We start from the raw sequence: 21,140 nt of genomic DNA, 5'->3' as shown, positions 1-21,140 counted from the left end.
CGCCGCTCAGCCGCCGCCGCTCAGCGGTCGGCCGCGTCCAGCGGCTCCAGCTCGTCGTCGTCGTTGAGTCCGGTGCCGAGATCGTCGTCGTCCAGATCGTCGTCGTCATCGATGTCGTCGTCAGCGATGACGACGACATCGCCGTCCTCGTCGTCGTCGAAGACCGCGCTGACGTCGAAGCGGCAGACGACCCGCTCCGGGTCGACGTGCTCGAAGGGCGCCTCCAGCCAGTCGCCCGGGTCGGCGGGCTCGTCCGCGGCCGTGACCCACAGGGTGGAGTCGCCCTCCTCCAGGCCGAACTCGTTGTGCCGGGTGGCGATCTCGTCCGGTTCGAACTCACCGAACAGGATGCCGAGCGCCCCGGGCACCGTCGCGGAGGCGTTCTCGTCGATGCCCGGGCCGGCCTCGGTGTCCGCGGCCTCCACCCGCCGGGCCTGGGCCAGCAGCCGATGCGGCTCGGCCACGGCGTAGTCGCGGCGGATCAGCACGCTGATCGCGTGCGGTTCCTCCGGGCCCGTGTACGGCGGCAGCGAGTCGTCACCGGGGATCTCGAAGGGCGTGACCTCGTCGTAGCGGTCGTAGAGCAGTTCGTCGTACGCCTCCGCGGCCGCGGCCAGCTGATTGAACGCCTCGTAGACGGCCGGGTCTTCCTCCCCCGACCTGCGTTCGACCGCGGCCAGGTGGCGGTCGAGCGCGGTCTTGACCGCCTCGGCGGCGGCACGTACCTCGGCAGCGGTGGGCTGCGCAGCATCAGACATAGTGCAGACGCTATCCGTACCGGGCCCCGGACCGCACAATAGATGCGATGCCGGAATACGAATTTGTCGACGTGTACGTACCGCGCGGGGTCTCCCGCAAGGAGACGGCACGTCTGCTGACGGACCACGCCGAGTACGGACACTGGGAGTTGTACCGTCTGAGCCTGCTGCGCGACGGCAGCCGCAGGGTGCGGTTGCGCCGGCGGATCATCCGCCAGGTGCGTGCCACATGGTGAGCTGAGACGCCCGGGCCACAGTGGGCCCCGCAGACGCGGGGCCCACTGTGTCATGTGCACCGCAGATGCTGGTTACCGGGCGGCGGCCCGGGCCCTGCGGTACAGCACGGCGCCCGCGAGCAGCGCTCCCGCGCCCACCGGCAGGACGGCACTCATCGGCAGGTCGCTGCCGGTGTGGGCGAGCTGCGCCCGGCTGCCGGGCGCGGCGACGGAGTGCGTGCCCGGCTGGTTCACGCGCGCGGAGCCACCGGGGGTGCCGCCACCCGGGGCGGAGGGCGTGGCCGGCGTACCGGGCCGGCCAGGGGTGCCGGGGTTCCCGGGAGTGCCCGGGTGCTCCGGCGTACCGGGGTTGCCAGGCGTCCCGGGGTGCTCCGGAGTCCCGGGGTTGCCCGGGTTGCCGGGAGTGCCCGGGTGCTCGGGCGGGGTCTCGTGGTCGCCGCCCGGAGGCGTGCCGTGGTGTCCTCCACCGCCGTTGCCGCAGTGGTTGCCCGTGACCGGGTTGCCCACACCGATCACGTCGACGCTGTTGCCGCAGACATTGACGGGCACGTCGACCGGCACCTGGACGTGGTTGCCCGAGCCCACGCCCGGCGAGCCGCCGGTGTGCCCACCGGCGTGCGAGCCGCCGCGCCCGGAGCGGTGGTGACCGGAGCCGTGGTGACGCGAGTCGCCGTGCCCGGAGTCACCGTGCCCCCCTGACGTGTGGCTGCCGCCGCCCTGGTTGGCGCAGGTGTTGCCGACCGCCGGGTTGAGCAGCCCGACGACATTGACCGTGTTGCCGCAGACGTTCACCGGCACGTGGACCGGCACCTGCACCGTGTTGCCGGACAGCATGCCCGGCGAGTCGGACGCGGCTCCGGCCGCGCCCGCGTCGGCGTGGGCGTAGCCGCTCGCGGCGGCGATCACGCCGGTGGCTGCGGCCACGGTCATCAGGCCCTTGCGGGTGACCTGTCGCATATCGCTGAATCCCTACCTTCGGCCTCTTCGGCCTCTTCGAAACGTTTCGATTTTTCGGCTTTTCGATTTTTCGACTTTCGAAAAACCTTCCGGAACGCGTATTCGCCCCGGCCGGAAACCGCCGTTGCGACCGCGCGGAAACCAGGTCGGCCCCGGAGCACACGGCGTGCGCTCCGGGGCCGACCGGCTCAGTCCCCTACGGAGTCGGTGGAATCAGACCCTCACGAGGGCGGGGCACAACGTCACTTGTTCATGCAGACGTTGCCGACGGCAGGGTTCAGCAGCCCGATCACCGAGATCGTGTTGCCGCAGACGTTCACCGGCACGTGGACCGGCACCTGCACGACGTTTCCGGAAGCGACACCCGAGGAGCGCACGGCGGCACCCTGGGCACCGGAGTCGGCGGCGGCCACGCCGGCGCCCGCGAGAACCAGCCCACCGGTGGCAACCGCGGCAGCGACGACCTTCTTGATCATTATTCCTCCTCGTTGAAATAAGCGATCTCTTGGTGATCGCATCACTTGTAACGAGGAAGGAGTAATGGAGCTACGAGCTTATCGTCGCATTCACTCTTCCTTGGTCACTTTCGTACACGCGGCCGATTATCCATGCCCGCCCGGCTTAGAAAACACCCGAAAACGCCCTCAGGACGCGTCGATGAACCGGTCGAGCACGCGTACGCCGAACTTCAGGCCGTCCACCGGCACCCGCTCGTCCACCCCGTGGAACATGCCCGCGAAGTCCAGCTCCGGCGGCAGCCGCAGCGGCACGAAGCCGAAGCCCCGGATGCCCAGGTCGTCGAAGGACTTGGCGTCGGTGCCGCCGGAGAGCATGTACGGGACGGCCCTGGCGGCCGGGTCCTCCGCCAGCAGCGCGGACTGCATCGCCTCCACCAGGGCCCCGTCGAAGGTGGTCTCGACGGCCTTGTCGGAGTGCACGTCCTCGCGCCTGACCTTGGGCCCGAGGATCCGGTCCAGGTCGGCGAGGAACTCCTCCTCGTGACCGGGCAGGAACCGTCCGTCGACATGCGCGGTGGCCTCGCCCGGGATGACGTTGACCTTGTAACCGGCGCCCAGCTGCGTGGGGTTGGCGGTGTTGCTCAGGGTCGCGCCGATGAGCTTGGCGATGCCGCCGAGCCTGGCGATCGTGCCGTCCATGTCCTCCGGGTCGAGTTCGGTGCCGAGCGCGTCGCCGAGTTCGTCGAGGAAGGCCCGGGTGGTCTTGGTCACCCGCACCGGGAACTTGTGCCGCCCGAGCCGGGCCACGGCCTCCGACAGCTCGGTGATCGCGTTGTCCCGGTGGATCATGGAACCGTGCCCCGCGGTGCCGGCCACGGTCAGCTTCATCCAGTGCATGCCCTTCTCGGCCGTCTGGATCAGGTACAGCCGCCGCTGTTCGCTGACCGTGAAGGAGAAGCCGCCCACCTCGCTGATCGCCTCGGTGACGCCCTCGAACAGGTCAGGGTGGTTGTCGACGAGGTACCGCGCCCCGTACGTCCCGCCGGCCTCCTCGTCGGCGAGGAACGCCAGCACGATGTCCCGCGGGGGCCTGCGTCCGCTGCGCAGCCGGTCGCGTACGACCGCCAGCGTCATCGCGTCCATGTTCTTCATGTCGACCGCGCCGCGGCCCCACACGCACCCGTCCGCGATCTCGCCGGAGAACGGGTGGTGGGTCCAGTCGTCGGCGTTGGCCGGTACGACGTCGGTGTGGCCGTGGATCAGCAGCGCGGGCCGGGACGGGTCCTCGCCCTCGATGCGGGCCACGGTGGAGGCACGGCCCGGGTGCGACTCGAAGATCTTCGGTTCCAGGCCCACCTCGGCGAGCTTCTCGGCAACGTACTCGGCGGCCCTGCGCTCGCCCGGCCCCGAGTGGTCGCCGTAGTTGCTGGTGTCGATCTGGATCAGCTCACGGCAGAGGTCCACGACCTCGTCCTCGCCGGTGACGCGCCTGGCCGTGTCCGTCTCGCTCACGCTGCTTCCTCCCACTGTGCGCCGGTCGTCCACCACGTGTGCCGGTGGTCCCCCCTCATCCTCCCCCTCCCCGCGCCCCACCCCAAGAGCCCTGCCCGATCACCCGCCCCGCCACCCCCCACGCACACCGTCCGGCACGTGGGGCGGGTGATCGGGCCCGCCCGAAAGCCTGGTAATGTTTCCTTCGTCGCCGCGGGAAACCCCGCACGGCACACACCCCCGGGTGGCGGAATGGCAGACGCGCTAGCTTGAGGTGCTAGTGCCCTTTATCGGGCGTGGGGGTTCAAGTCCCCCCTCGGACACCACACGGAAACGGTGTCGACCGGAGTCGGTCGACACCGTTTTCTTCTGTCTTCGTCCCCCTTCCGCCTCCGCGGAGCTACACGTGCGCCGCCGCCATGTGGTCGGTGAACCAGTCGCGGGCCAGCTCCGTCACCGTTTCCAGGGCGCCGGGCTCCTCGAAGAGGTGGGTGGCGCCGGGGACGGTGGTCAGCCGGCTCTCGCAGCGGAGGCGGGCCTGCGCCTGCCGGTTGAGGTCGAGGACCGTGAGATCGGCACCGCCGACGATCAGCAGCGTGGGGGCGGTCACCGCCGGGAGCCTCGGCCCCGCGAGGTCCGGCCGGCCCCCGCGGGAGACCACGGCGGCGATACGGGCGTCGGGTTCCGCGGCGGCCCAGAGGGCCGCGGCCGCGCCGGTGCTGGCGCCGAACCAGCCGACGGCCAGGCCTTCCGCGGCGGGCTGGGTGCGCAGCCAGGCGGTGGCGTCGGTGAGGCGGCCGGCCAGCAGCACGGTGTCGAACACGTTGGCGCGGTCCCGCGCCTCCGCCTCGGTGAGCAGGTCGAACAGGAGGGTGCCGAGGCCGGCCCGGTTGAGACCCTCGGCGACGAAGCGGTTGCGTGGACTGTGACGTCCGCTGCCGCTGCCGTGGGCGAAGACCACGACGCCGGCGGCGTCGGGGGGCACGGTCAGATGGCCGCCGAGGCGTACGGCGCCGGCCGCCACCTCCACCTCGCGGTCGGCCGAGGAGCGGCCTGCCGCCTGGTGGAGGAAGGCGACCACGTCCTCGTCGTCGAGCTGGGCGAAGTCGGCGTAGAACTGGCCGACCGCGAAGAAGTCCGGTGGTGTGGCCAGGCAGATCAGTTCGTCGGCCTCGCCGGCGAGGCGGTCCGTCCAGTCCGGTGGTGCGACGGGGACCGCGAGGACGGTCCTCGCCGCCCCACGCGCGCGTACCGTGCGGCAGGCCGCCCGCGCGGTGGAGCCGGTGGCCACGCCGTCGTCGACGATCACGACGGTCCGGCCGGTGACGGCGGCCGGAGGCCGCTCGCCCCGGTAGCGGGTGGCGCGCCGCTCGAGCTCGCGGCGCTCACGCGCCTCGACGCGGGCCAGCGCCTCGGGCTGGACGTGGGCCGCGCGCAGTACCTCCTGGCCGAGGACGCGTACGCCGTCCTCGCCGATGGCTCCCATGCCGAGCTCCGGCCGTGAGGGCACGCCCAGTTTCCGTACCAGGCACACGTCCAGGGGTGCGCCGAGGGCCTCCGCGACGGCCGCGGCGACCGGCAGCCCTCCCCGGGGCAGGCCGAGCACCACGACGTCCTGGCCCCTGAGGTGTTCCAGGCGGGCGGCCAGCCGCCGGCCCGCTTCGGCACGGTTCGTGAAGAGCACCGTCGGGCTCCTTCACTCCCTGGGCGACCACAGGGGGGCGGGTGGCGTCGCCTCGGGCGCTCCCACCGCCTTGATGTCGCCGTTGGCGGCGCGCAGCAGCTCGCGGCCCAGTGCGATCAGGGCGCGGCCGGCCGCGAGTTCGTCGCCGATCTCGGGCACGTCCCTGTCGTAGGGGTTGCGGCGGGCCTCCGCGCAGGTCTCCAGGACGTTGTCGCCGGTGTCCAGGACGATCCGGGCGGTGGTGTCCGGGTCGTGCTCGGACAGGTACAGGTTCAGCCGCCACTCCTTGGCGGTCGGAGGCCGGTTGCCGACGGGTCGGGTCATCGTCGGTCCCTCCTCGGCTGTGGTGGGCTTGCGGTGCGGGACGTCCTCCTCCGACGTCCTCTTCCACTGTGCCCCCGCCGGGCGCGTGCCGCACCGGTGGCGGGGTGCCCGGGCCCTGGTCCGGCACGGGCAGAATGAGGACATGACCACGCGTTCCTGCCCGTGCGGGCTGCCCGGGCCGTACGAGAAGTGCTGCGGCCGCTACCTCCCCCGGTCTCGAACACGCTCGGCCGGGGGGACCCCCATCGGTGCCGCCGCCGCGCCGACCGCGGAGTCGCTGATGCGGTCGCGGTACTGCGCCTTCGTGCGTCAGGACGCGGGATACCTGCTGCGGACCTGGCATCCGCGCACCCGGCCCGCGCGGCTCGACCTGGATCCGGGGATGCGCTGGACGGGGCTGGAAGTGCTGGACACGACGGGCGGTTCCGCCTTCCACACCACCGGGACGGTGACGTTCCGGGCGTCCTACCGGGGTGGCTCGCTGTACGAGCGCAGCCGGTTCGAGCGGGTGGACGGGGCCTGGGTGTACGTGGACGGGGACGTCCTCGACGCGTAGGCGGAGCGGGCGGCAGCGGGCGGCCGGGGCTATGGCGCCAGGATGTCCAGTTCCTGCAGCGCGCCGACGGTGATCTCGCGGGTCAGGTGTTCGGCGCGGTCCGCGTCGCCCGCGCGGACCGCCTCGGCGACCTGCACATGGAGGGTGACGGCGGCCGGGTCGGGGTCCTCGAACATGACCTCGTGGTGGGTGCGGCCGGTCAGGACCTCGGCGACGACGTCGCCGAGGCGGGCGAACATCTCGTTGCCGGAGGCCGTGAGGATCACGCGGTGGAAGGCGATGTCGTGCACCAGGTACCCCTGCAGCCGCCGGCCACGTGAGTTGGCGACCATGCCGAGGGCGCACTCGGTGAGCTCGGCGCACTGCTCGGGCGTGGCGAGCTGGGCGGCCAGGCCCGCCGCGACCGGCTCGATCGCGGAGCGCAGCACGGTCAGGGAGCGCAGTTGCCGGGGACGGTCGGCGCCCGCCAGGCGCCAGCGGATGACCTGCGGGTCGTAGACGTTCCACTCCGTCTGGGGCAGGACGGTCACGCCGACGCGGCGGCGTGAGGCGACCAGGCGCATGGACTCCAGGACGCGGACCGCCTCGCGCATGACGGAGCGTGACACGTCGAAGCGCTGTGCCAGTTCGTCGGTTCTCAGCACGCTGCCCGGCGGATACTCGCCCGCGGTGATGGCGGGACCGAGGGTGTCCAGTACGCGGCCGTGCAGCCCTCGGCCCGGTGTGCTCATGCACTCAGAGTACGGCGTGGATCACGCGATCAAAAAGTCAGACTTATAAGTCACGCAGTCTTGAATTTGTCGTACCTATGGGTTTCAGTATGGCGGACGTCGGATGTCGGCGTCGGATGTCGAGGAAGACAGCGAGGCAGTGATGCGTACCCCCCACGTCGTCGTGGTGATGGGCGTCGCCGGCACGGGCAAGACCACGATCGGTCCTCTGCTCGCCGCCCGGCTGGGCGTCCCGTACGCCGAGGGTGACGACTTCCATCCGGAGGCCAACATCGCCAGGATGACGGCCGGGATCCCGCTCGACGACGACGACCGGTGGCCGTGGCTGGACGCCATCGGCGCCTGGGCGCACGGGCGGGCGGAGCTGGGCGGGGTGGTGAGCAGTTCGGCGCTGAAGCGGTCGTACCGCGACCGGCTCAGGGCCGCGGCCCCCGGGATCGTGTTCGTCCATCTGACGGGCGACCGGGAGCTCATCGAGGACCGCATGGCGAACCGCCGGGGTCACTTCATGCCGACGGCGCTGCTGGACTCCCAGTTCGCCACGCTGCAGCCGCTCCAGCCGGACGAACGGGGCGTCGCGGTCGACGTCTCCGGCACTCCCGAGGAGATCACCGCGCGCGCCCTGGCCGCGCTGGACGACCTCGACAGCTCCACGCAGCCGACCGAGGCTCGGCCGCCCAAGGGCTGACGCCTCTCCCCCCACGGTCGCCGACTGCGGCACACCTCTCCCCAACACCCACTTCACCTGCAAGGGAACACCGTGACCAGACTCAGCGTCGAGATGCTGGCAGCGGACGCGCCCCCGCCGATCACCTCGGCCGGACACGCTCAGCTGGGCATCGCCGTCCTGGCGGGCATCGCCGTCATCGTCTTCCTCATCACCAAGTACAAACTGCACGCCTTCCTGTCGCTGACCATCGGGTCGCTGGTGCTCGGCGCGATAGCCGGGGCGCCGCTCGACAAGGCGATCACCAGCTTCACCGCCGGTCTGGGCTCGACGGTCGCCGGTGTGGGCGTGCTGATCGCCCTCGGCGCGATCCTCGGCAAGATGCTCGCCGACTCCGGCGGCGCCGACGAGATCGTCGACACGATCCTGGCGAAGGCCGGGGGCCGGGCGATGCCGTGGGCGATGGTGCTGATCGCCTCCGTGATCGGTCTGCCGCTGTTCTTCGAGGTCGGCATCGTGCTGCTGATCCCGGTGGTGCTGATGGTGGCCAAGCGCGGCAACTACTCCCTGATGCGCATCGGTGTCCCGGCACTGGCCGGTCTGTCCGTGATGCACGGTCTGATCCCGCCGCACCCCGGCCCGCTGGTCGCGATCGACGCGGTCAACGCCAACCTGGGCGTGACGCTGGCGCTCGGCATCCTGGTCGCCGTCCCGACGGTGATCATCGCCGGTCCGCTGTTCGCCCGGTTCGCGGCCCGCTGGGTGGACGTCCCGGTCCCCGACCGGATGCTGCCCCAGCGCCCGTCGGAGGAGCTGGAGCGGCGTCCGAGCTTCGGCGCCACGCTGACCACGGTGCTGCTGCCTGTGGTTCTGATGCTGGCCAAGGCCCTGGTCGACATCGTCGTGGACGACCCCGCGAACATGACCCAGCGCGTCTTCGACATCGTCGGCTCCCCGATGGTCGCGCTGCTCGTCGCCGTGCTCGTCGGCATCTTCACGCTGGGCCTCCCGGCCGGGTTCAGCAAGGAGCGGATCTCGCGGACCGTCGACAAGAGCCTCATGCCCATCGCCGGCATCCTGCTGATCGTGGGCGCCGGCGGCGGCTTCAAGCAGACGCTGATCGACTGCGGTGTGGGCCAGATGGTCCTGGACATATCCAAGGACTGGTCGATCCCGGCGCTGCTGCTGGCCTGGCTGATCGCGGTGGCGATCCGGCTCGCGACCGGTTCGGCGACCGTGGCGACCATCTCGGCGGCCGGTCTGGTCGCCCCGCTCGCGGCCGACATGTCGACCACCCACGCCGCCCTGCTGGTCCTGATCATCGGCGCCGGCTCGCTCTTCTTCAGCCATGTCAACGACGCCGGGTTCTGGCTGGTGAAGGAGTACTTCGGCATGAGCGTCGGCCAGACGGTCAAGAGCTGGTCCGTCATGGAGACGGTCATCTCGGTGGTCGCCGGTGCTCTGGTCCTGCTGTTGTCCCTGGTGATCTAGGGGTGGTGCGGCGTTGACGGCCCACCCGCTCCTCGGCGTTCGGTGACCGACGGTCCTTCGGTGGCCACGGGAATCGCGGAGGCCGAGGAGCGGGTGGGCCCGCCCGGCACGCTGCCGCCCGGCCGGTCCCTGTTCGCGGGCAGCCTCGTGGTGGGGCCCCTGCTCGAAGAGTTCGGGAGAGTACGTGCCCGGGGCCACCTCCCCGCAGCCAGGCCGGCGGAGCGCCGCGGAGGCTGGGGGCACCTCCCGTCCGAAGGCCGGCGGAGGGACTTTCACACCGTGCCTAGACCACCAGCACCGCCGCGCAGACCGCCAGGGCGACCGTGCACAGGACTGCCGCCGTGGCGTGCCGGGCGGTGAGGGGCGGGGGAGTCTCCGGCCGGGTGAGGGTGCGGATGCGGAGTTGGGCGAGCAGGAGGAAGGCCGACCACAGGGCGCAGCACAGGGCGCCGACGGCGAGGCCGGACGCGGACGCGCCGCCGTGCAGGGCCGTCCTCACGGCGAGGACGGCGGCGACCGTGCCGGTCAGCGTCGTACGCCGCCAGGCCAGCCGGGTCCGCTCCGGCTGCAGACCGGGGTCCCGGTCGCGGCCCGGGGCCTGCGCGCCCGTGCTCATCCGGCCCATCCGGCGAACACGAGGACGATCATGGCGACGGCGACGACCGCGACGGCCAGGCTCAGCACGGCCGGGAAACGCGAGCCGGGCAGGTCCTCGCCGCGGCGCATGGCCCGCTCGCAGCGCACCCAGTGGTTGACCGCGCGCAGGGAGCACAGCACCCCCGCGGCCAGCAGCGCGAACGCGAGCCCGACGCGCCAGCCCCAGCGCAGGTCGGGCAGGAACTGGTCCACCGCGAAGCCGCCGCCGATCAGGGCGAGGGCGGTGCGCAGCCAGGCGAGGAAGGTGCGCTCGTTCGCCAGCGAGAAGCGGTAGTCGGGGGTGCTGCCCTCCTCACGGATCTCCTCGGGGGCGAACCACAGGCGGATGTTCCGCACGAAACCGATCACGCGAGGGACCTTACCCACGGCCCTGCTCACCCCATGGACCGGTGCGCCTTCAGCCGTTCGCAGGCGGCCAGCCCGTCCGGCACCCACTCCCACTCCCGCAGGCGGCGCTCCACCTCGTCCTCGGACAGGAAGCCGTACCAGGCGACCTCCTCGGCCTGCGGCCGCACGGGCAGGTCGCAGCGGACCTGGTAGACCGCCGACCACCAGGTGTGGCCGGCGCCGTCGTCGTACAGGAACTTGAACAGGTACTCGGGACGGGGCAGCCCCGTCACCCCCAGCTCCTCCTCGGCCTCGCGCAGAGCCGCGTCGTCGTAGGCCTCGCCGGCCCCGACGACCCCGCCGACGAACATGTCGTACAGCGAGGGGAAGACCAGCTTGGTGGGCGTACGCCGGTGCACGAAGAGCCGCCCCTCGGCGTCCCGCGCCTGTACGAAGACACAGCGGTGACGCAGACCCCTGGCGTACGCCTCCCCGCGCGGGGACTGCCCGACGACCCGGTCGTGCTCGTCGACGATGTCGAGGATCTCTTCCGCAGCACTCATGTCCATCCATCCAAGCAGACGCCGCGACGCGCGCGGGCAGCGCGTCGCGGGGCTCGTGTCAGCGGGGCCGCAGGTCCCGCCGGGGTTCCGGGGCCGCCCTGCCGCGTGGCATCGCCGGGTGCGGGCCCAGCAGGACGATGCCCGTCACGATGGCCGCGAGGCCGGACGCCTCCCAGGCCAGGGCGCCGGTGTCGGTGCGCAGGCGGTCACCGAGGAAGCCCACCCCGCAGGCGGATCCCGGCCAGCGGCTCGGCCGCGGTCAGCGCGGGCAGCGACATGCGCAGCGGCGCCGTCTCGAAGGCGCTCTGCACCAGGACCAGCCCGGCGGCGCCGATCACCAGCAGCCCGTACGGCTGCCGGCCGGTGAACAGCCCCGTCCAGCCGCCCGCCGAGAACCGCTGCCCGCTCACCCGGGTCAGCGCGTCCTGCACGCCGTACAGCAGCCCCGCGGCCACCGCCGGCAGCACCGGCCCCCAGCTCAGCCGTGAGCGCTTGGCACAGGTGGTCAGCGCCAGGGCCAGGCCCACCATCACCCCGATGATCAGCCAGTGCCGCAGCGGGTCGGTCACCACGCTGCCACCGCGCGGCCGGCCCGCCACGATGAACGCGGTCACCCCGCCCGCCAGCAGGGCGAGGCCCGTCCAGCCCTGTCCGCCCAGCGGCTGCTTGGTCTGTCTGCGGGACAGGGCGAGGGCGAACAGCAGGTTCGTCGCCAGCGGCGGCTCCACGAGCGAGATCTCGCCCCGGCCCAGGGCGAAGGCGCCCAGGATCATGCCGGCGACCATCAGCCCCGGCCCGCCGAGCCAGCGGGGCACCTTCACCAGGTCCAGCAGCAGCCGGGGGGAGAGGAAGTCGCCGAGTGGTGCCTGCTGGGCCGCGTTCCGCTGCAGTACGAATCCGAAGCCCGGGCAGCAGGCGGCGCTCACGGCGAGACTCAGAACCAGAACCGACACGCTGCGTACCTCGATCATCCGGCCGGGCCACGGGCTGCGTAGTGGCCGACTTCAACGCCCCAGGGCGCTGCCCGCCGGTGGGAGGACCCGGGTCCGGGCGGTCGGCCCGGTCATGACCTGACGCCACACGAGTGACCCGCGGTCCGCTCGTCGGCGCCGGGAGCCGGCCGGTCGAGGATGTCACAAGTCGCATGCCGACAGGGGCAGTTGACGCGTGTAATGCCCGGTTGGCCCTTGACGCGGCGCCTTGGCTGGGGGTTTGCTGTCCGTGATCGCTTGATGGCAGTCCGATGACCGACGAGCAGGCCGCCGCCAGTGCGCCGAACGGGGCAGCGTCGCCCCCGAGGCGGACGGGGCCGCAGACAAAGAGCGCGTGAGGAAATTCCGCGGTGCCCCCACCCCTGCCTCCCCTCGGCCGCGGCCGCAAACGAGCGGCCCAGAGCTTCGACACCGCTCTCGACGACACGGAACTCGCCGCCGCCCGCGCCGCGTTGACCCAGGGGCGGTGGCAGACGGTGCGCTCGCTGCTCGCCCGCACCGGGGACGACTGGGACCGCCGCGGGCACCGCGTCACCGTCCTCGCCGAGGAGTCCCACACCGCCGCCTGGGCCCGCGAGTGGCTGCTCGCCGAACCCGAGTCCGCCGACGCCTCCGTGCTGCTCGGCATGGCCCTGGTGCAGGGCGCCCTGCGCGGCAGGGACAAGCCCGGACCGGCCCGCGAGGCCTGCCGGGCGGCGGCCGCCCTCGCGCCCGCCGACCCCACGCCGTGGCTCGGCCTGCTCCTGCTCGAACGGGGCCTCGGCGGCGAGGAGGACATGGCCCGCCTCTTCGACAAGATCCGCCACCGTCACCCCGACCACCACCACGCCCACCACGTGATGGTGTCCTGGCTCGCCGAGCGCCACGGCGACACCGGCTCGGACCCCCTCCACGAGGTGTACGACTTCGCCAACTGGGCCGCCGAGCAGGCCCCCGCCGACTCGCCCCTGGCCGTCCTCCCGGTGGTCGCGCACGCCGAGCGCTACCGCGTCCTGGCCGCCGGCGGCCACCTGCCCGCCGAACCGGTCACCTCCGGGCACTGGGCGGGCCGCCGGGCCCGTCAGGTGCTGAAGGCCGCGTTCGACTGGTGGCTGGAGTGGGAGCAGGAGGACCACCCCCGCCGCCTGGTCGACCTGAACTTCCTCGCCCACGCCAAGCACTGCCAGGGCCGGGGCGCCGAGGCCGCCGCCCTGTTCCACCGCATCGGCGACCGCCCCACCCCGGCGCCGTGGTCCTACCCCGACCGGAACCCGTACACCGCCTTCCGCACCGCCCGCGCCGGCGCCCTCGGCGCGGTGTAGGGCCCCTACTACGAGCGCCGGCGCACGACTCCGCACGGCCCCAAGCCCGCACGACCCGCACCCGCACCCGCACCCGCACCCGCACCCGCACCCGCACCCGCACGAACGCAAGCCCGCAAGCCCGCACCCCCGTACGGCCAACGCCCCTGACCCCGAGCCCGAGAGGACGAGCCCCCCGATGACGACGGGCAGTTCGAGCACGAGCAGAACCACCACCGACACCACCGCCGACGGAAGTGGCATCAGCACCTTCAAGGGCCAGGAGCGCGCCCTGCGCGCCGACCGCCTCGGCACGGGGGGCCTGCTGCTCTCCGTCCTCGCCGCGACCGCCCCGCTCATGGTGGTCGCAGGTGTCATGCCCACCGCATTCGCGGTGATGGGGATCGTCGGCCAGCCGCTGCTCTTCGTGATCCTCGGCACGGTGCTGATCCTCTTCAGCGTCGGGTACGCGGAGATGAGCCGCCACGTCCACAACGCGGGCGCCTTCTACGCGTATATCTCCCGCGGCCTCGGCGGCACGGCGGGCGCGGGCGCGGCCCTGGTCGCCCTCGTCGCCTACAACGCCCTCCAGGCCGGCATCTACGGGATCTTCGGCTTCGAGGTCTCCAACCTGTTCGCCACCTACGCCGGTCTCACCGTCGCCTGGTGGATACCGGCCCTCGCCGCCGCGGCCGTCGTCGGCGTGCTCGGCTGGCTGAAGATCGACGTCAACGCGCGCGTGCTCGGCGTGTTGCTGGTCATCGAGGTCGTCCTCGTCGTGATCTTCGACGTGGCCGCGGTCGCCGACCCCGCCAGGGAGGGCCTGTCCCTGCACGCCTTCAGCCCCGAGACGCTCTCCGGCGCCGGCATCGGCACCGCGCTGTGCTTCTGCATCGCCGCCTTCCTCGGCTTCGAGCAGGCCCCGGTGTACGCCGAGGAAACCAGCCGCCCGCACATCCTGGTCCCGCGCGTGATGTTCCTCGCCGTCGGCGGCGTCGCCGTGTTCTTCGCGATCAGCAGCTGGGCGCTCACCGTCGCCACCGGCCCCTCGGCGATCGTCGGCGCGGCGCAGCAGGAGAGCGCCGGGCTGCTGTTCACCCTGACCGAGTCCCGGCTCGGCGCCACCTTCACCGACGTCCTGCACATGCTGTTCGTGACCGGCATGTTCGCGGCCATGCTCAGCTTCCACAACGTCGTCGCCCGCTACGCCTTCGCCATGGGCCGCGAGGGCCTGCTGCCGGCGGCCTTCGGCCGCACCTCCAGCAGCAGCGGCGCCCCCGCGACCGGATCGCTCTCCCAGACGATCGTCTCGCTGGTCGTCGTGATCGTCTTCGCGGCCACCGACGACAAGCCGGCCGGCGACCCGACCGCGCCCGTGCTGCACCTGTTCACCTGGTTCGGCAACCTCGGCGCGCTCGGCGTGATCGTCCTGATGGCCACGGCCTCCCTGTCGGTGATCGTCTTCTTCGTACGGCGCGGAGCGGCGGCCGCGCAGGCCTGGCGGCTGGTGACCTCCGCCCTGGCGGGCCTGGCCCTGCTGGTGATCGCCACCTACACCGTCAAGGACTTCGACGTCCTGGTCGACGCCGGCCCCGGCTCGGCCCTGAGCTGGGTGCTGCCCGGCATCATCGGCCTCGCCCTCGTCGTCGGCCTGGTCCAGGGCGCCGTCCTGCGCTCCCGCCGGCCGGAGGCGCACGCCCGCATCGGCCTGGGCAACGAGGCGTTCCAGCTGGAGAAGGCGGCGGAGGAGGCGATGGAGGAGAGGCGGTAGGGCGAGGCGTCGCCCGGCCTGAGAAAGACGTGAGAAAGCATGACGGAAGTCCGACGAGCACCCGTGACCCCTGGTCCGCCGGGGTCACGGGTGTTCGAATGAAGGGGTGAGCCCTGAACCGCCCCCCGAGGAGGAGGGCCGCCCGATGGGCCGCCGCGTCTTCCTCGGCACCCTCGGCCTCGGCGCGCTGGGCGTGGTCGCCGCGCCCACGCTGCAACGCGGCCTGGAGGGCGTCCTCGGTGCCGTCTCCGGCAGGGACCCCACAGGTCTGAGCGGCCTGCTTCCCAACGGCGGCGGCTTCCGCTACTACTCGGTCGCCGCGTCCGTCCCGCACAAGGACGCCACGGCCTACCGCCTCACCGTCGACGGCCTCGTCGACCACCCGGCGACGTACACACTGGCCGACCTCCGGGCCATGCCCCGGACCCGCATGGTCCGTGACGTCCAGTGCGTCACCGGCTGGCGGGTGCCCGGCACGCCCTTCGAGGGCGTACGGCTGTCCCACCTGCTCGACCTGGCCGGGGTGCGGGCCCGCGCCGGAGCCGTGCGCTTCACCTGCTTCGACGGCACCTACAGCGAGAGCCTCACCCTCGCCCAGGCCCGCCGCTCCGACGTCCTGGTCGCGCTGCGCATGCAGAACAGGGACCTGGTCCACGAACACGGCGGCCCGGTCCGCCTGTACGTCGCCCCCATGTACTTCTACAAGTCGGCCAAGTGGCTCTCCGGCATCACCGTCACCGACCGCGTCGAGCCCGGCTACTGGGAACACCTCGGCTACGACGTCGACGCCTGGGTCGGCCGCTCGAACGGACGGACCGATGTCCCTACGGGCTGACACCCCGGCCCCGGCCGGCACCCGCGTCCGCCGCTTCACCCGGGCCGAGCGGTGGGTGCACCGGACCACGGCCGCGCTGATGGGCGTGTGCGTGGTGACGGCGGCCTGCCTGTACGTCCCCCCGCTCGCCGAACTCGTCGGCCGCCGCGAGCTGGTGGTCCGCGTCCACGAGTGCGCCGGGCTCGCCCTGCCCGCACCGGTCCTGCTGGGTCTGGCCTCCCGCGCCTTCCGCGCCGACCTGCGCCTCCTCGACCGCTTCGGCCCGCACGACCGCCTCTGGCTGCGCGCCGCCCTGTACCGCGACAAACGCCGCTCCTCGCGCCCGGCCGGCAAGTTCAACGCCGGCCAGAAGATCTACGCCGCCTGGATCGCCGGAGCCGGCCTGGTCATGCTCGGCACCGGTCTGATGATGTGGTTCACCCACCTCACGCCTCTGGCCTGGCGCACCGGCGCGACCTTCGTCCACGACTGGCTCGCCCTGACCATCGGCATCGTCCTGGCCGGCCACATCGGCATGGCCCTCGGCGACCCGGAAGCCCGCCGAGGCCTGCGCACGGGCCTGGTGACCCACGCCTGGGCGGCCGACGAACACCCGCTGTGGCGACCCTAGCCGCATTGGGCGCATTGCCCTGTTCCGAGGCACTCGCCCACCACATGAGCCGGATGCTCGGACACACCCCCTTTGCGTGGCAGCCTGTCCACCGTCATCGCCGTCTCCCCGGCACCTCCTCCCCGACACCTCCGAAGGTGACCACCATGACCGTCCTTCACCAGGAACACCCGTCCCACCCCCACACCCACGGCCCGGACTGCGGGCACACGCAGGTGCCGCACGGCGATCACGTCGACTACGCGCACGACGGGCACCTGCATCGCGAGCACGCCGGCCACTGGGACGAGTGCGAGCCCAGCGGCCACACCGCGCACGAGGGCCACGAACACCAGCACGGCGAGAACTGCGGACACGCGCACGTGCTCCACGGCGACCACGTCGACTACCTGCACGACGGGCACCGGCACGCCGCGCACGACGGCCACTGGGACGACCACTGAGTCACCCCGGACCACTCTCGGCAGCTCCCGGCGCACCGCGCGGGGAGCTGCCGTACCGTCGTGGCGACGGTCACGTCCGGTTCGCGCACTGGACGGCATACCGACCGGTCGGCATCATGGTCGGGTCCCCTTCACCCGCCCGTAGGAGCGATCATGAGCCCCGACCACCCGCCCGGACTCGATCTCGACCGGCTGCGCGGGCTGCTCGACCGAGAGCGGCCCGGCCTGGCACAGGGCCCCCTGACCGGCCGGCTGATCGAGGGCGGACGGTCGAACCTGACGTACGCGGTCTCGGACGGCGCCTCGACATGGGTCGTACGGCGTCCCCCGCTCGGCCACGTCCTGGCCACCGCGCACGACATGAAGCGCGAGCATCGGGTGATCAGCGCCCTGCACCCGACCGACGTGCCGGTGCCGGGCCCGGTGCTGCTGTGCGAGGACGAGGAGGTGCTGGGCGCGCCGTTCTACGTCATGGAGTTCGTCGAGGGCACCCCGTACCGCACCGCCGGCCAGCTCGCCCCGCTGGGTGAGGAGCGCACCCGGAACGCCGTGCTGTCGCTGGTGGACACCCTCGTCGCGCTGCACGCGGTGGACCCCGCCGAGGTGGGGCTCGCCGACTTCGGCCGGCCCGAGGGCTTCCTGGACCGGCAGCTGCGGCGCTGGGGCAAGCAGCTGGACGCCTCCCGCAACCGCGAGCTCGCCGGCATCGACGAACTGCACGCGGCGCTCGGGCGCGCGCTGCCCCACTCCCCCGCGCCGGCCGTGGTACACGGCGACTACCGGCTCGACAACGTCCTGATCGGGGCGGACGACCGGATCGAGGCGGTCCTCGACTGGGAGATGTCCACGCTCGGCGACCCGCTCACCGACCTGGGTCTGCTGGCGATGTACAGCGCGCCGCTGGACCTGCCCGACTCGCCCGTGTCCACGACGGCCGCGGCGGCCGGGCACCCCTCCCCCGCCGAGCTGATCGAGCGGTACGCCACGCGGTCGGGGCGCGACGTCTCGGCCGTCTCCTGGTACACGGCGTTCGCCTGGTTCAAGCTGGCCGTGATCCTGGAGGGCATCCACTACCGGTACACGCTCGGCCAGACGGTCGGGCGGGGCTTCGACCGCATCGGCGACCTCGTGCCCGTCTTCATCGACCACGGACTGACCACTCTTCAGGAAGGCTGAGAGACATGGACTTCGCGTTCGACGCGCGCACCGAGGAGCTGCGCGCCAGGCTCCTGGCCTTCATGGACGAGTACGTCTACCCGGCCGAGGCGGTGGCGGAGGAGCAGCGGGCCGCGCTGGCCTCCCCCTGGGACACCCCGGCCGTGGTGGAGGAGCTGAAGGCCGAGGCTCGCCGGCAGGGCCTGTGGAACCTCTTCCTGCCGGACGCCGAGCACGGCGCCGGGCTGACCAACCTGCAGTACGCCCCGCTCGCCGAGATCACCGGCCGTTCCCCGCAGTTGGCGCCCACCGCCACCAACTGCGCGGCCCCCGACACGGGCAACATGGAGGTGCTCGCCCAATTCGGCGACGAGCGGCAGAAGAAGCAGTGGCTCGAGCCGCTGCTCGCCGGTGAGATCCGCTCGGCGTTCGCGATGACCGAGCCGGAGGTGGCCTCCTCGGACGCCACCAACATCACCACGCGCATCGAGCGAGCCTCCGATGGCACGGACGAGTACGTCATCACCGGTCGCAAGTGGTACATCTCGGGCGCGATGAACCCGGACTGCAAGATCTTCATCGTGATGGGGAAGACGGACCCGGACGGGCCGGACATCCGCCGTCAGCAGTCCATGGTGCTCGTGCCGCGCGACACGCCCGGCGTCACGATCGAGCGGGCGATGCGGGTGTTCGGATACGAGGACCACTCTCACGGCGGTCACGCCGAGGTGGTGTTCGACCACGCGCGCGTGCCGGTGTCCCACATCATCGGCGAGGAGGGCGGCGGGTTCGCCATCGCGCAAGCACGCCTCGGCCCGGGCCGTATCCACCACTGCATGCGGCTGATCGGCATGGCCGAGCGGGCGATCGAGCTGATGTGCCGGCGGGCGGTGTCCCGTACGGCGTTCGGGAAGGCCCTGGCCCAGCAGGGTGTGGTGCAGAACTGGATCGCGGATGCGCGGGTGACCGTCGAGCAGCTGCGGCTGCTGGTACTGAAGACGGCGTGGCTGATGGACACCGTGGGCAACCGGGGGGCGCACACCGAGATCCAGGCCATCAAGATCGCCACGCCGCGGGCGGTGGTGGACATCCTCGACCGGGCGATCCAGCTGTACGGCGCGGGGGGTGTCAGCCAGGACTTTCCGCTGGCGGAGCTGTACGCGGGGGCGCGCACGCTGATGATCGCGGACGGTCCGGACGAGGTCCATCAGCGGTCGCTGGCACGGCGGGAGCTGAAGCGGTACCTGTGACGCGTGGGGGGGGCGGCCGGGGAGGGTTTTCCACCCCGCCGCCCCTACCCGTCCCGTCCAGCCCCGTCCCGTTCCGTCCCCGGGGGCTGCACCCCCGGACCCCGCTTCGGTCCCGGACGGGCTGAACACTCACGGGCGCAGTGCGCGCAGCAGCAGGTCCGCCAGGTGGTCGGCGACCTGCTGGGGGCTCAGCGGGCCGTCCGGGCGGTACCAGGTCGACAGGTGGTGGACGGAGCCGAAGTGGTAGTCGACCACCAGGTCGGCCGGGTTCGCCGTGGAGAAGACGCCCGCCTGCTGGCCCTCCTCGATGAGCGCGCGGAAGCGTTCGTGGTAGCGCCGGCGCTCGGCGCGCACCTGCTTGTTCTTCTCCGGGCTCAGGTGGTGCATCGAGCGGAAGAAGATCGACGCGTCGTCGAGGTTCTCGATGGTGGTCACCACCACGTCCGCCGCCGCGTCCCGCAGCCGCTTCTCGACCGGCTCGTCGGCGTCCGCGAAGGCGTCCAGGCGCTCCTGCTGGAGGCGCAGCACGCGCGCGTACACCTCGTGCAGGAGGTCGTCCTTGGAGCCGAAGTAGTGGTAGAGCGCCCCCTTGGTGACGCCGGCCGCCTCGACGATCTCCTGCACGGAGGTGCGGTCGTAGCCCTGCTCGGCGAAGAGCCGGGTGGCGGCGGCCAGGAGCCGCTGCGGCACCGGAGTGCCGCCTGAGTCCGTCGTCCTGGGCACCTGCCGCCACCTGCCTTCCGTGGTCCTACTCGCTGTCGTGCGTACGAGAACGAAGTTCCCGACGGAGGATCTTCCCACTTGCCGTTCTCGGCGAGTCCGGCAGGACCCCGGTCCCGAGGTGGGCGGGCCAGGGCCCGGCCGCGTGGCGGGAGGCGGTCACCGGGTCTCCTCCCACGTGCGCTGGATGTGGTTCATGTTCGTCAGCCAGCGGTCGGGGTGGGCGGCCCTGGCCTGGTAGTAGCCGGCGACCTCGGGGTGCGGCAGGATCAGGAAGCGGTCCTCCGCCATGCCCTTGAACAGGGCGTCGGCCACGCTCTCCGGCTCGATCGCGGTCGGCTGGAGCACCAGGTCGCCCGCGCTGCCGGCACCGGCCAGCATGTCGGTGCGCACGCCCTGCGGGCAGATCGCGTGCACCTTGATCCCGCGGTGACGGTACGTCAGCGACAGCCACTCGGCGAAGGCGTAGGCGCCGTGCTTGGTGACGCTGTACGGGGCGGCGCCGATCATGGTGAGCAGTCCGGCCGCGGAGACGGTGGAGACGAACCGGCCGCTGCCGCGCTCCAGCCAGGCGGGGAGCAGTTCCTCGGCGGCGCGGACGTGGGCCATGACGTTGACGTCCCAGGCGCGCGCCCAGACCTCCTCGCCGGCCGCCTCCGAACCGCCGGAGGCCAGGCCCGCGTTGGCACAGTAGACGTCGATCGTGCCGCCGAGCGCGTCGCGGGCCTCGGCCACGGTCGCGGAGGCGTCGCCCGGCACCGCGATGCCGCCGATCTCCCCGGCGACGGCCTCCGCCTTCCCGGCGTCGAGGTCGTTGACGACGACCCGCGCCCCCTCGGCGGCGAACCGGCGGGCCAGCGCGGCGCCGATACCCCCGCCGGCCCCGGTGACGACCACTCCCGCATTCTGCACGGCTTCCACCATCGGTCTCCTTCGACATGGCTGCGACACGAGGCGCATCGGCTCCGCCGCGTCAGACTAACCGGTCGGTATGTGTAAGGGGAAGGGTGACCGCAGCAACGTAAAGGGTGAGCACGGCAACGCACGACACACGGCACGCACCTTCCACACTCACGGAGGTCACCCATGCGCATGTCCAGACGAGGTGTGCTCGCAGCGGCCACGGCGGCAGCCGTGTCGTCCGCGCCGGCCGCGGCCGCGGCCGGGCGCCGCGGGCAGGCACG

General features: G+C 72.3%; 23 protein-coding genes and 1 pseudogene. 11 read left to right on the top strand and 13 right to left on the bottom strand.

Going from position 1 to position 21,140, the window contains the following annotated elements:
• Positions 1–20: 20 nt before the first annotated feature.
• A complete protein-coding gene (locus DEP02_RS27685) occupies positions 21–758 on the bottom strand; it encodes a hypothetical protein (protein ID WP_112470415.1) in 738 nt (245 codons plus the stop codon).
• A gap of 47 nt (positions 759–805) precedes the next feature.
• Here DEP02_RS27685 and DEP02_RS27680 point away from each other — a divergent pair, with 47 nt between their 5' ends.
• Positions 806–994, top strand: a complete 189-nt coding sequence (locus tag DEP02_RS27680) for a DUF5703 family protein (protein ID WP_030244084.1) — start codon at positions 806–808, stop codon at positions 992–994.
• Between the two features lie 72 nt (positions 995–1,066).
• On the opposite strand, the gene DEP02_RS27675 is transcribed toward DEP02_RS27680, so the two are convergent.
• The 5 genes from DEP02_RS27675 to DEP02_RS27650 all read right to left on the bottom strand — a co-directional run bounded on the left by DEP02_RS27675 (position 1,067) and on the right by DEP02_RS27650 (position 5,908).
• Entirely contained in the window at positions 1,067–1,951 is an 885-nt protein-coding gene (locus DEP02_RS27675) for a chaplin (protein WP_112470414.1), read from the bottom strand.
• A 242-nt stretch (positions 1,952–2,193) separates the two neighbouring features.
• On the bottom strand, positions 2,194–2,427 hold the full coding sequence (chpH, locus tag DEP02_RS27670) for a chaplin ChpH (RefSeq protein ID WP_112470413.1): 234 nt from the start codon (positions 2,425–2,427) through the stop codon (positions 2,194–2,196).
• A gap of 168 nt (positions 2,428–2,595) precedes the next feature.
• The gene (locus tag DEP02_RS27665; RefSeq protein WP_112470412.1) at positions 2,596–3,921 is read right to left on the bottom strand and encodes a M20/M25/M40 family metallo-hydrolase; all 1,326 of its coding nucleotides are present in this window, start codon (positions 3,919–3,921) and stop codon (positions 2,596–2,598) included.
• Positions 3,922–4,300: 379 nt separating this feature from the next.
• Positions 4,301–5,584 carry a phosphoribosyltransferase family protein gene (locus DEP02_RS27655; protein ID WP_112470411.1) on the bottom strand — a complete coding sequence of 428 codons (1,284 nt, stop codon included), beginning with the start codon at positions 5,582–5,584 and terminating at the stop codon, positions 4,301–4,303.
• Positions 5,585–5,596: 12 nt separating this feature from the next.
• Positions 5,597–5,908, bottom strand: coding sequence for a dsRBD fold-containing protein (locus tag DEP02_RS27650; protein ID WP_112470410.1), 312 nt, complete (start codon positions 5,906–5,908; stop codon positions 5,597–5,599).
• A 142-nt stretch (positions 5,909–6,050) separates the two neighbouring features.
• Here DEP02_RS27650 and DEP02_RS27645 point away from each other — a divergent pair, with 142 nt between their 5' ends.
• Complete coding sequence (locus DEP02_RS27645) at positions 6,051–6,464, top strand: YchJ family protein (protein ID WP_112470409.1); 414 nt, start codon at positions 6,051–6,053, stop codon at positions 6,462–6,464.
• A gap of 29 nt (positions 6,465–6,493) precedes the next feature.
• Here DEP02_RS27645 and DEP02_RS27640 read toward each other — a convergent pair whose 3' ends face one another.
• Positions 6,494–7,195, bottom strand: coding sequence for a FadR/GntR family transcriptional regulator (locus DEP02_RS27640; RefSeq protein ID WP_112470408.1), 702 nt, complete (start codon positions 7,193–7,195; stop codon positions 6,494–6,496).
• A 142-nt stretch (positions 7,196–7,337) separates the two neighbouring features.
• Here DEP02_RS27640 and DEP02_RS27635 point away from each other — a divergent pair, with 142 nt between their 5' ends.
• Together DEP02_RS27635 and DEP02_RS27630 are read left to right on the top strand one after the other, a co-directional pair.
• Positions 7,338–7,883, top strand: a complete 546-nt coding sequence (locus DEP02_RS27635; protein WP_112470407.1) for a gluconokinase — start codon at positions 7,338–7,340, stop codon at positions 7,881–7,883.
• A gap of 72 nt (positions 7,884–7,955) precedes the next feature.
• Complete coding sequence (locus DEP02_RS27630; RefSeq protein WP_112470406.1) at positions 7,956–9,353, top strand: GntP family permease; 1,398 nt, start codon at positions 7,956–7,958, stop codon at positions 9,351–9,353.
• A 283-nt stretch (positions 9,354–9,636) separates the two neighbouring features.
• Here the strand turns inward: DEP02_RS27630 and DEP02_RS27625 are convergent, their stop codons facing one another.
• The 4 genes and pseudogenes from DEP02_RS27625 to DEP02_RS27610 form a co-directional block, all read right to left on the bottom strand.
• Entirely contained in the window at positions 9,637–9,969 is a 333-nt protein-coding gene (locus tag DEP02_RS27625; RefSeq protein ID WP_112470435.1) for a DUF202 domain-containing protein, read from the bottom strand.
• Positions 9,966–10,358 (bottom strand): YidH family protein, encoded by a 393-nt coding sequence (locus DEP02_RS27620; RefSeq protein ID WP_112470405.1) that lies wholly within the window; start codon positions 10,356–10,358, stop codon positions 9,966–9,968. Before DEP02_RS27620 ends, DEP02_RS27625 begins: the two co-directional genes overlap by 4 nt.
• Before the next feature lie 26 nt (positions 10,359–10,384).
• A complete protein-coding gene (locus DEP02_RS27615; protein WP_112470404.1) occupies positions 10,385–10,900 on the bottom strand; it encodes an NUDIX hydrolase in 516 nt (171 codons plus the stop codon).
• Positions 10,901–10,958: 58 nt separating this feature from the next.
• A pseudogene (locus DEP02_RS27610) lies at positions 10,959–11,853 on the bottom strand (DMT family transporter).
• Between the two features lie 389 nt (positions 11,854–12,242).
• On the opposite strand from DEP02_RS27610, the gene DEP02_RS27605 reads away from it, so the two are divergent.
• The 7 genes from DEP02_RS27605 to DEP02_RS27570 all read left to right on the top strand — a co-directional run bounded on the left by DEP02_RS27605 (position 12,243) and on the right by DEP02_RS27570 (position 19,236).
• Positions 12,243–13,193, top strand: coding sequence for a hypothetical protein (locus DEP02_RS27605; protein ID WP_112470403.1), 951 nt, complete (start codon positions 12,243–12,245; stop codon positions 13,191–13,193).
• A 178-nt stretch (positions 13,194–13,371) separates the two neighbouring features.
• Positions 13,372–14,943 (top strand): APC family permease, encoded by a 1,572-nt coding sequence (locus DEP02_RS27595; RefSeq protein WP_112470402.1) that lies wholly within the window; start codon positions 13,372–13,374, stop codon positions 14,941–14,943.
• A 145-nt stretch (positions 14,944–15,088) separates the two neighbouring features.
• Positions 15,089–15,778, top strand: coding sequence for a molybdopterin-dependent oxidoreductase (locus DEP02_RS27590; protein ID WP_112470401.1), 690 nt, complete (start codon positions 15,089–15,091; stop codon positions 15,776–15,778).
• On the top strand, positions 15,762–16,388 hold the full coding sequence (locus DEP02_RS27585) for a cytochrome b/b6 domain-containing protein (protein ID WP_112470400.1): 627 nt from the start codon (positions 15,762–15,764) through the stop codon (positions 16,386–16,388). Before DEP02_RS27590 ends, DEP02_RS27585 begins: the two co-directional genes overlap by 17 nt.
• Positions 16,389–16,534: 146 nt before the next feature.
• A complete protein-coding gene (locus tag DEP02_RS27580; RefSeq protein WP_112470399.1) occupies positions 16,535–16,831 on the top strand; it encodes a hypothetical protein in 297 nt (98 codons plus the stop codon).
• A 153-nt stretch (positions 16,832–16,984) separates the two neighbouring features.
• Positions 16,985–18,007 (top strand): phosphotransferase family protein, encoded by a 1,023-nt coding sequence (locus tag DEP02_RS27575; RefSeq protein WP_112470398.1) that lies wholly within the window; start codon positions 16,985–16,987, stop codon positions 18,005–18,007.
• Positions 18,008–18,012: 5 nt separating this feature from the next.
• On the top strand, positions 18,013–19,236 hold the full coding sequence (locus tag DEP02_RS27570; protein WP_112470397.1) for an acyl-CoA dehydrogenase family protein: 1,224 nt from the start codon (positions 18,013–18,015) through the stop codon (positions 19,234–19,236).
• Positions 19,237–19,365: 129 nt separating this feature from the next.
• Here DEP02_RS27570 and DEP02_RS27565 read toward each other — a convergent pair whose 3' ends face one another.
• Both DEP02_RS27565 and DEP02_RS27560 read right to left on the bottom strand, forming a co-directional pair.
• Complete coding sequence (locus DEP02_RS27565) at positions 19,366–19,959, bottom strand: TetR/AcrR family transcriptional regulator (RefSeq protein WP_112470396.1); 594 nt, start codon at positions 19,957–19,959, stop codon at positions 19,366–19,368.
• Between the two features lie 156 nt (positions 19,960–20,115).
• Entirely contained in the window at positions 20,116–20,880 is a 765-nt protein-coding gene (locus DEP02_RS27560) for an SDR family oxidoreductase (protein ID WP_112470395.1), read from the bottom strand.
• Positions 20,881–21,140: the final 260 nt, after the last annotated feature.

Source organism: Streptomyces triticisoli (assembly GCF_003270085.1).
GTDB lineage: Bacteria > Actinomycetota > Actinomycetes > Streptomycetales > Streptomycetaceae > Streptomyces > Streptomyces triticisoli.
This window is presented reverse-complemented; position numbering and strand designations above follow the sequence as displayed.

Excerpts from the sequence above, each read along its gene's own strand:
- DEP02_RS27635 (WP_112470407.1), top strand. The coding sequence starts at position 7,338 with ATGCGTACCCCCCACGTCGTCGTGGTGATGGGCGTCGCCGGCACGGGC.
- DEP02_RS27580 (WP_112470399.1), top strand. The coding sequence starts at position 16,535 with ATGACCGTCCTTCACCAGGAACACCCGTCCCACCCCCACACCCACGGC.
- DEP02_RS27650 (WP_112470410.1), bottom strand. The coding sequence starts at position 5,908 with ATGACCCGACCCGTCGGCAACCGGCCTCCGACCGCCAAGGAGTGGCGG.
- DEP02_RS27675 (WP_112470414.1), bottom strand. The coding sequence starts at position 1,951 with ATGCGACAGGTCACCCGCAAGGGCCTGATGACCGTGGCCGCAGCCACC.
- DEP02_RS27640 (WP_112470408.1), bottom strand. The coding sequence starts at position 7,195 with ATGAGCACACCGGGCCGAGGGCTGCACGGCCGCGTACTGGACACCCTC.
- DEP02_RS27560 (WP_112470395.1), bottom strand. The coding sequence starts at position 20,880 with ATGGTGGAAGCCGTGCAGAATGCGGGAGTGGTCGTCACCGGGGCCGGC.
- DEP02_RS27590 (WP_112470401.1), top strand. The coding sequence starts at position 15,089 with ATGGGCCGCCGCGTCTTCCTCGGCACCCTCGGCCTCGGCGCGCTGGGC.
- DEP02_RS27680 (WP_030244084.1), top strand. The coding sequence starts at position 806 with ATGCCGGAATACGAATTTGTCGACGTGTACGTACCGCGCGGGGTCTCC.
- DEP02_RS27625 (WP_112470435.1), bottom strand. The coding sequence starts at position 9,969 with ATGAGCACGGGCGCGCAGGCCCCGGGCCGCGACCGGGACCCCGGTCTG.
- DEP02_RS27585 (WP_112470400.1), top strand. The coding sequence starts at position 15,762 with ATGTCCCTACGGGCTGACACCCCGGCCCCGGCCGGCACCCGCGTCCGC.
- DEP02_RS27575 (WP_112470398.1), top strand. The coding sequence starts at position 16,985 with ATGAGCCCCGACCACCCGCCCGGACTCGATCTCGACCGGCTGCGCGGG.
- DEP02_RS27645 (WP_112470409.1), top strand. The coding sequence starts at position 6,051 with ATGACCACGCGTTCCTGCCCGTGCGGGCTGCCCGGGCCGTACGAGAAG.
- DEP02_RS27570 (WP_112470397.1), top strand. The coding sequence starts at position 18,013 with ATGGACTTCGCGTTCGACGCGCGCACCGAGGAGCTGCGCGCCAGGCTC.
- DEP02_RS27615 (WP_112470404.1), bottom strand. The coding sequence starts at position 10,900 with ATGAGTGCTGCGGAAGAGATCCTCGACATCGTCGACGAGCACGACCGG.
- DEP02_RS27595 (WP_112470402.1), top strand. The coding sequence starts at position 13,372 with ATGACGACGGGCAGTTCGAGCACGAGCAGAACCACCACCGACACCACC.
- chpH (WP_112470413.1), bottom strand. The coding sequence starts at position 2,427 with ATGATCAAGAAGGTCGTCGCTGCCGCGGTTGCCACCGGTGGGCTGGTT.
- DEP02_RS27685 (WP_112470415.1), bottom strand. The coding sequence starts at position 758 with ATGTCTGATGCTGCGCAGCCCACCGCTGCCGAGGTACGTGCCGCCGCC.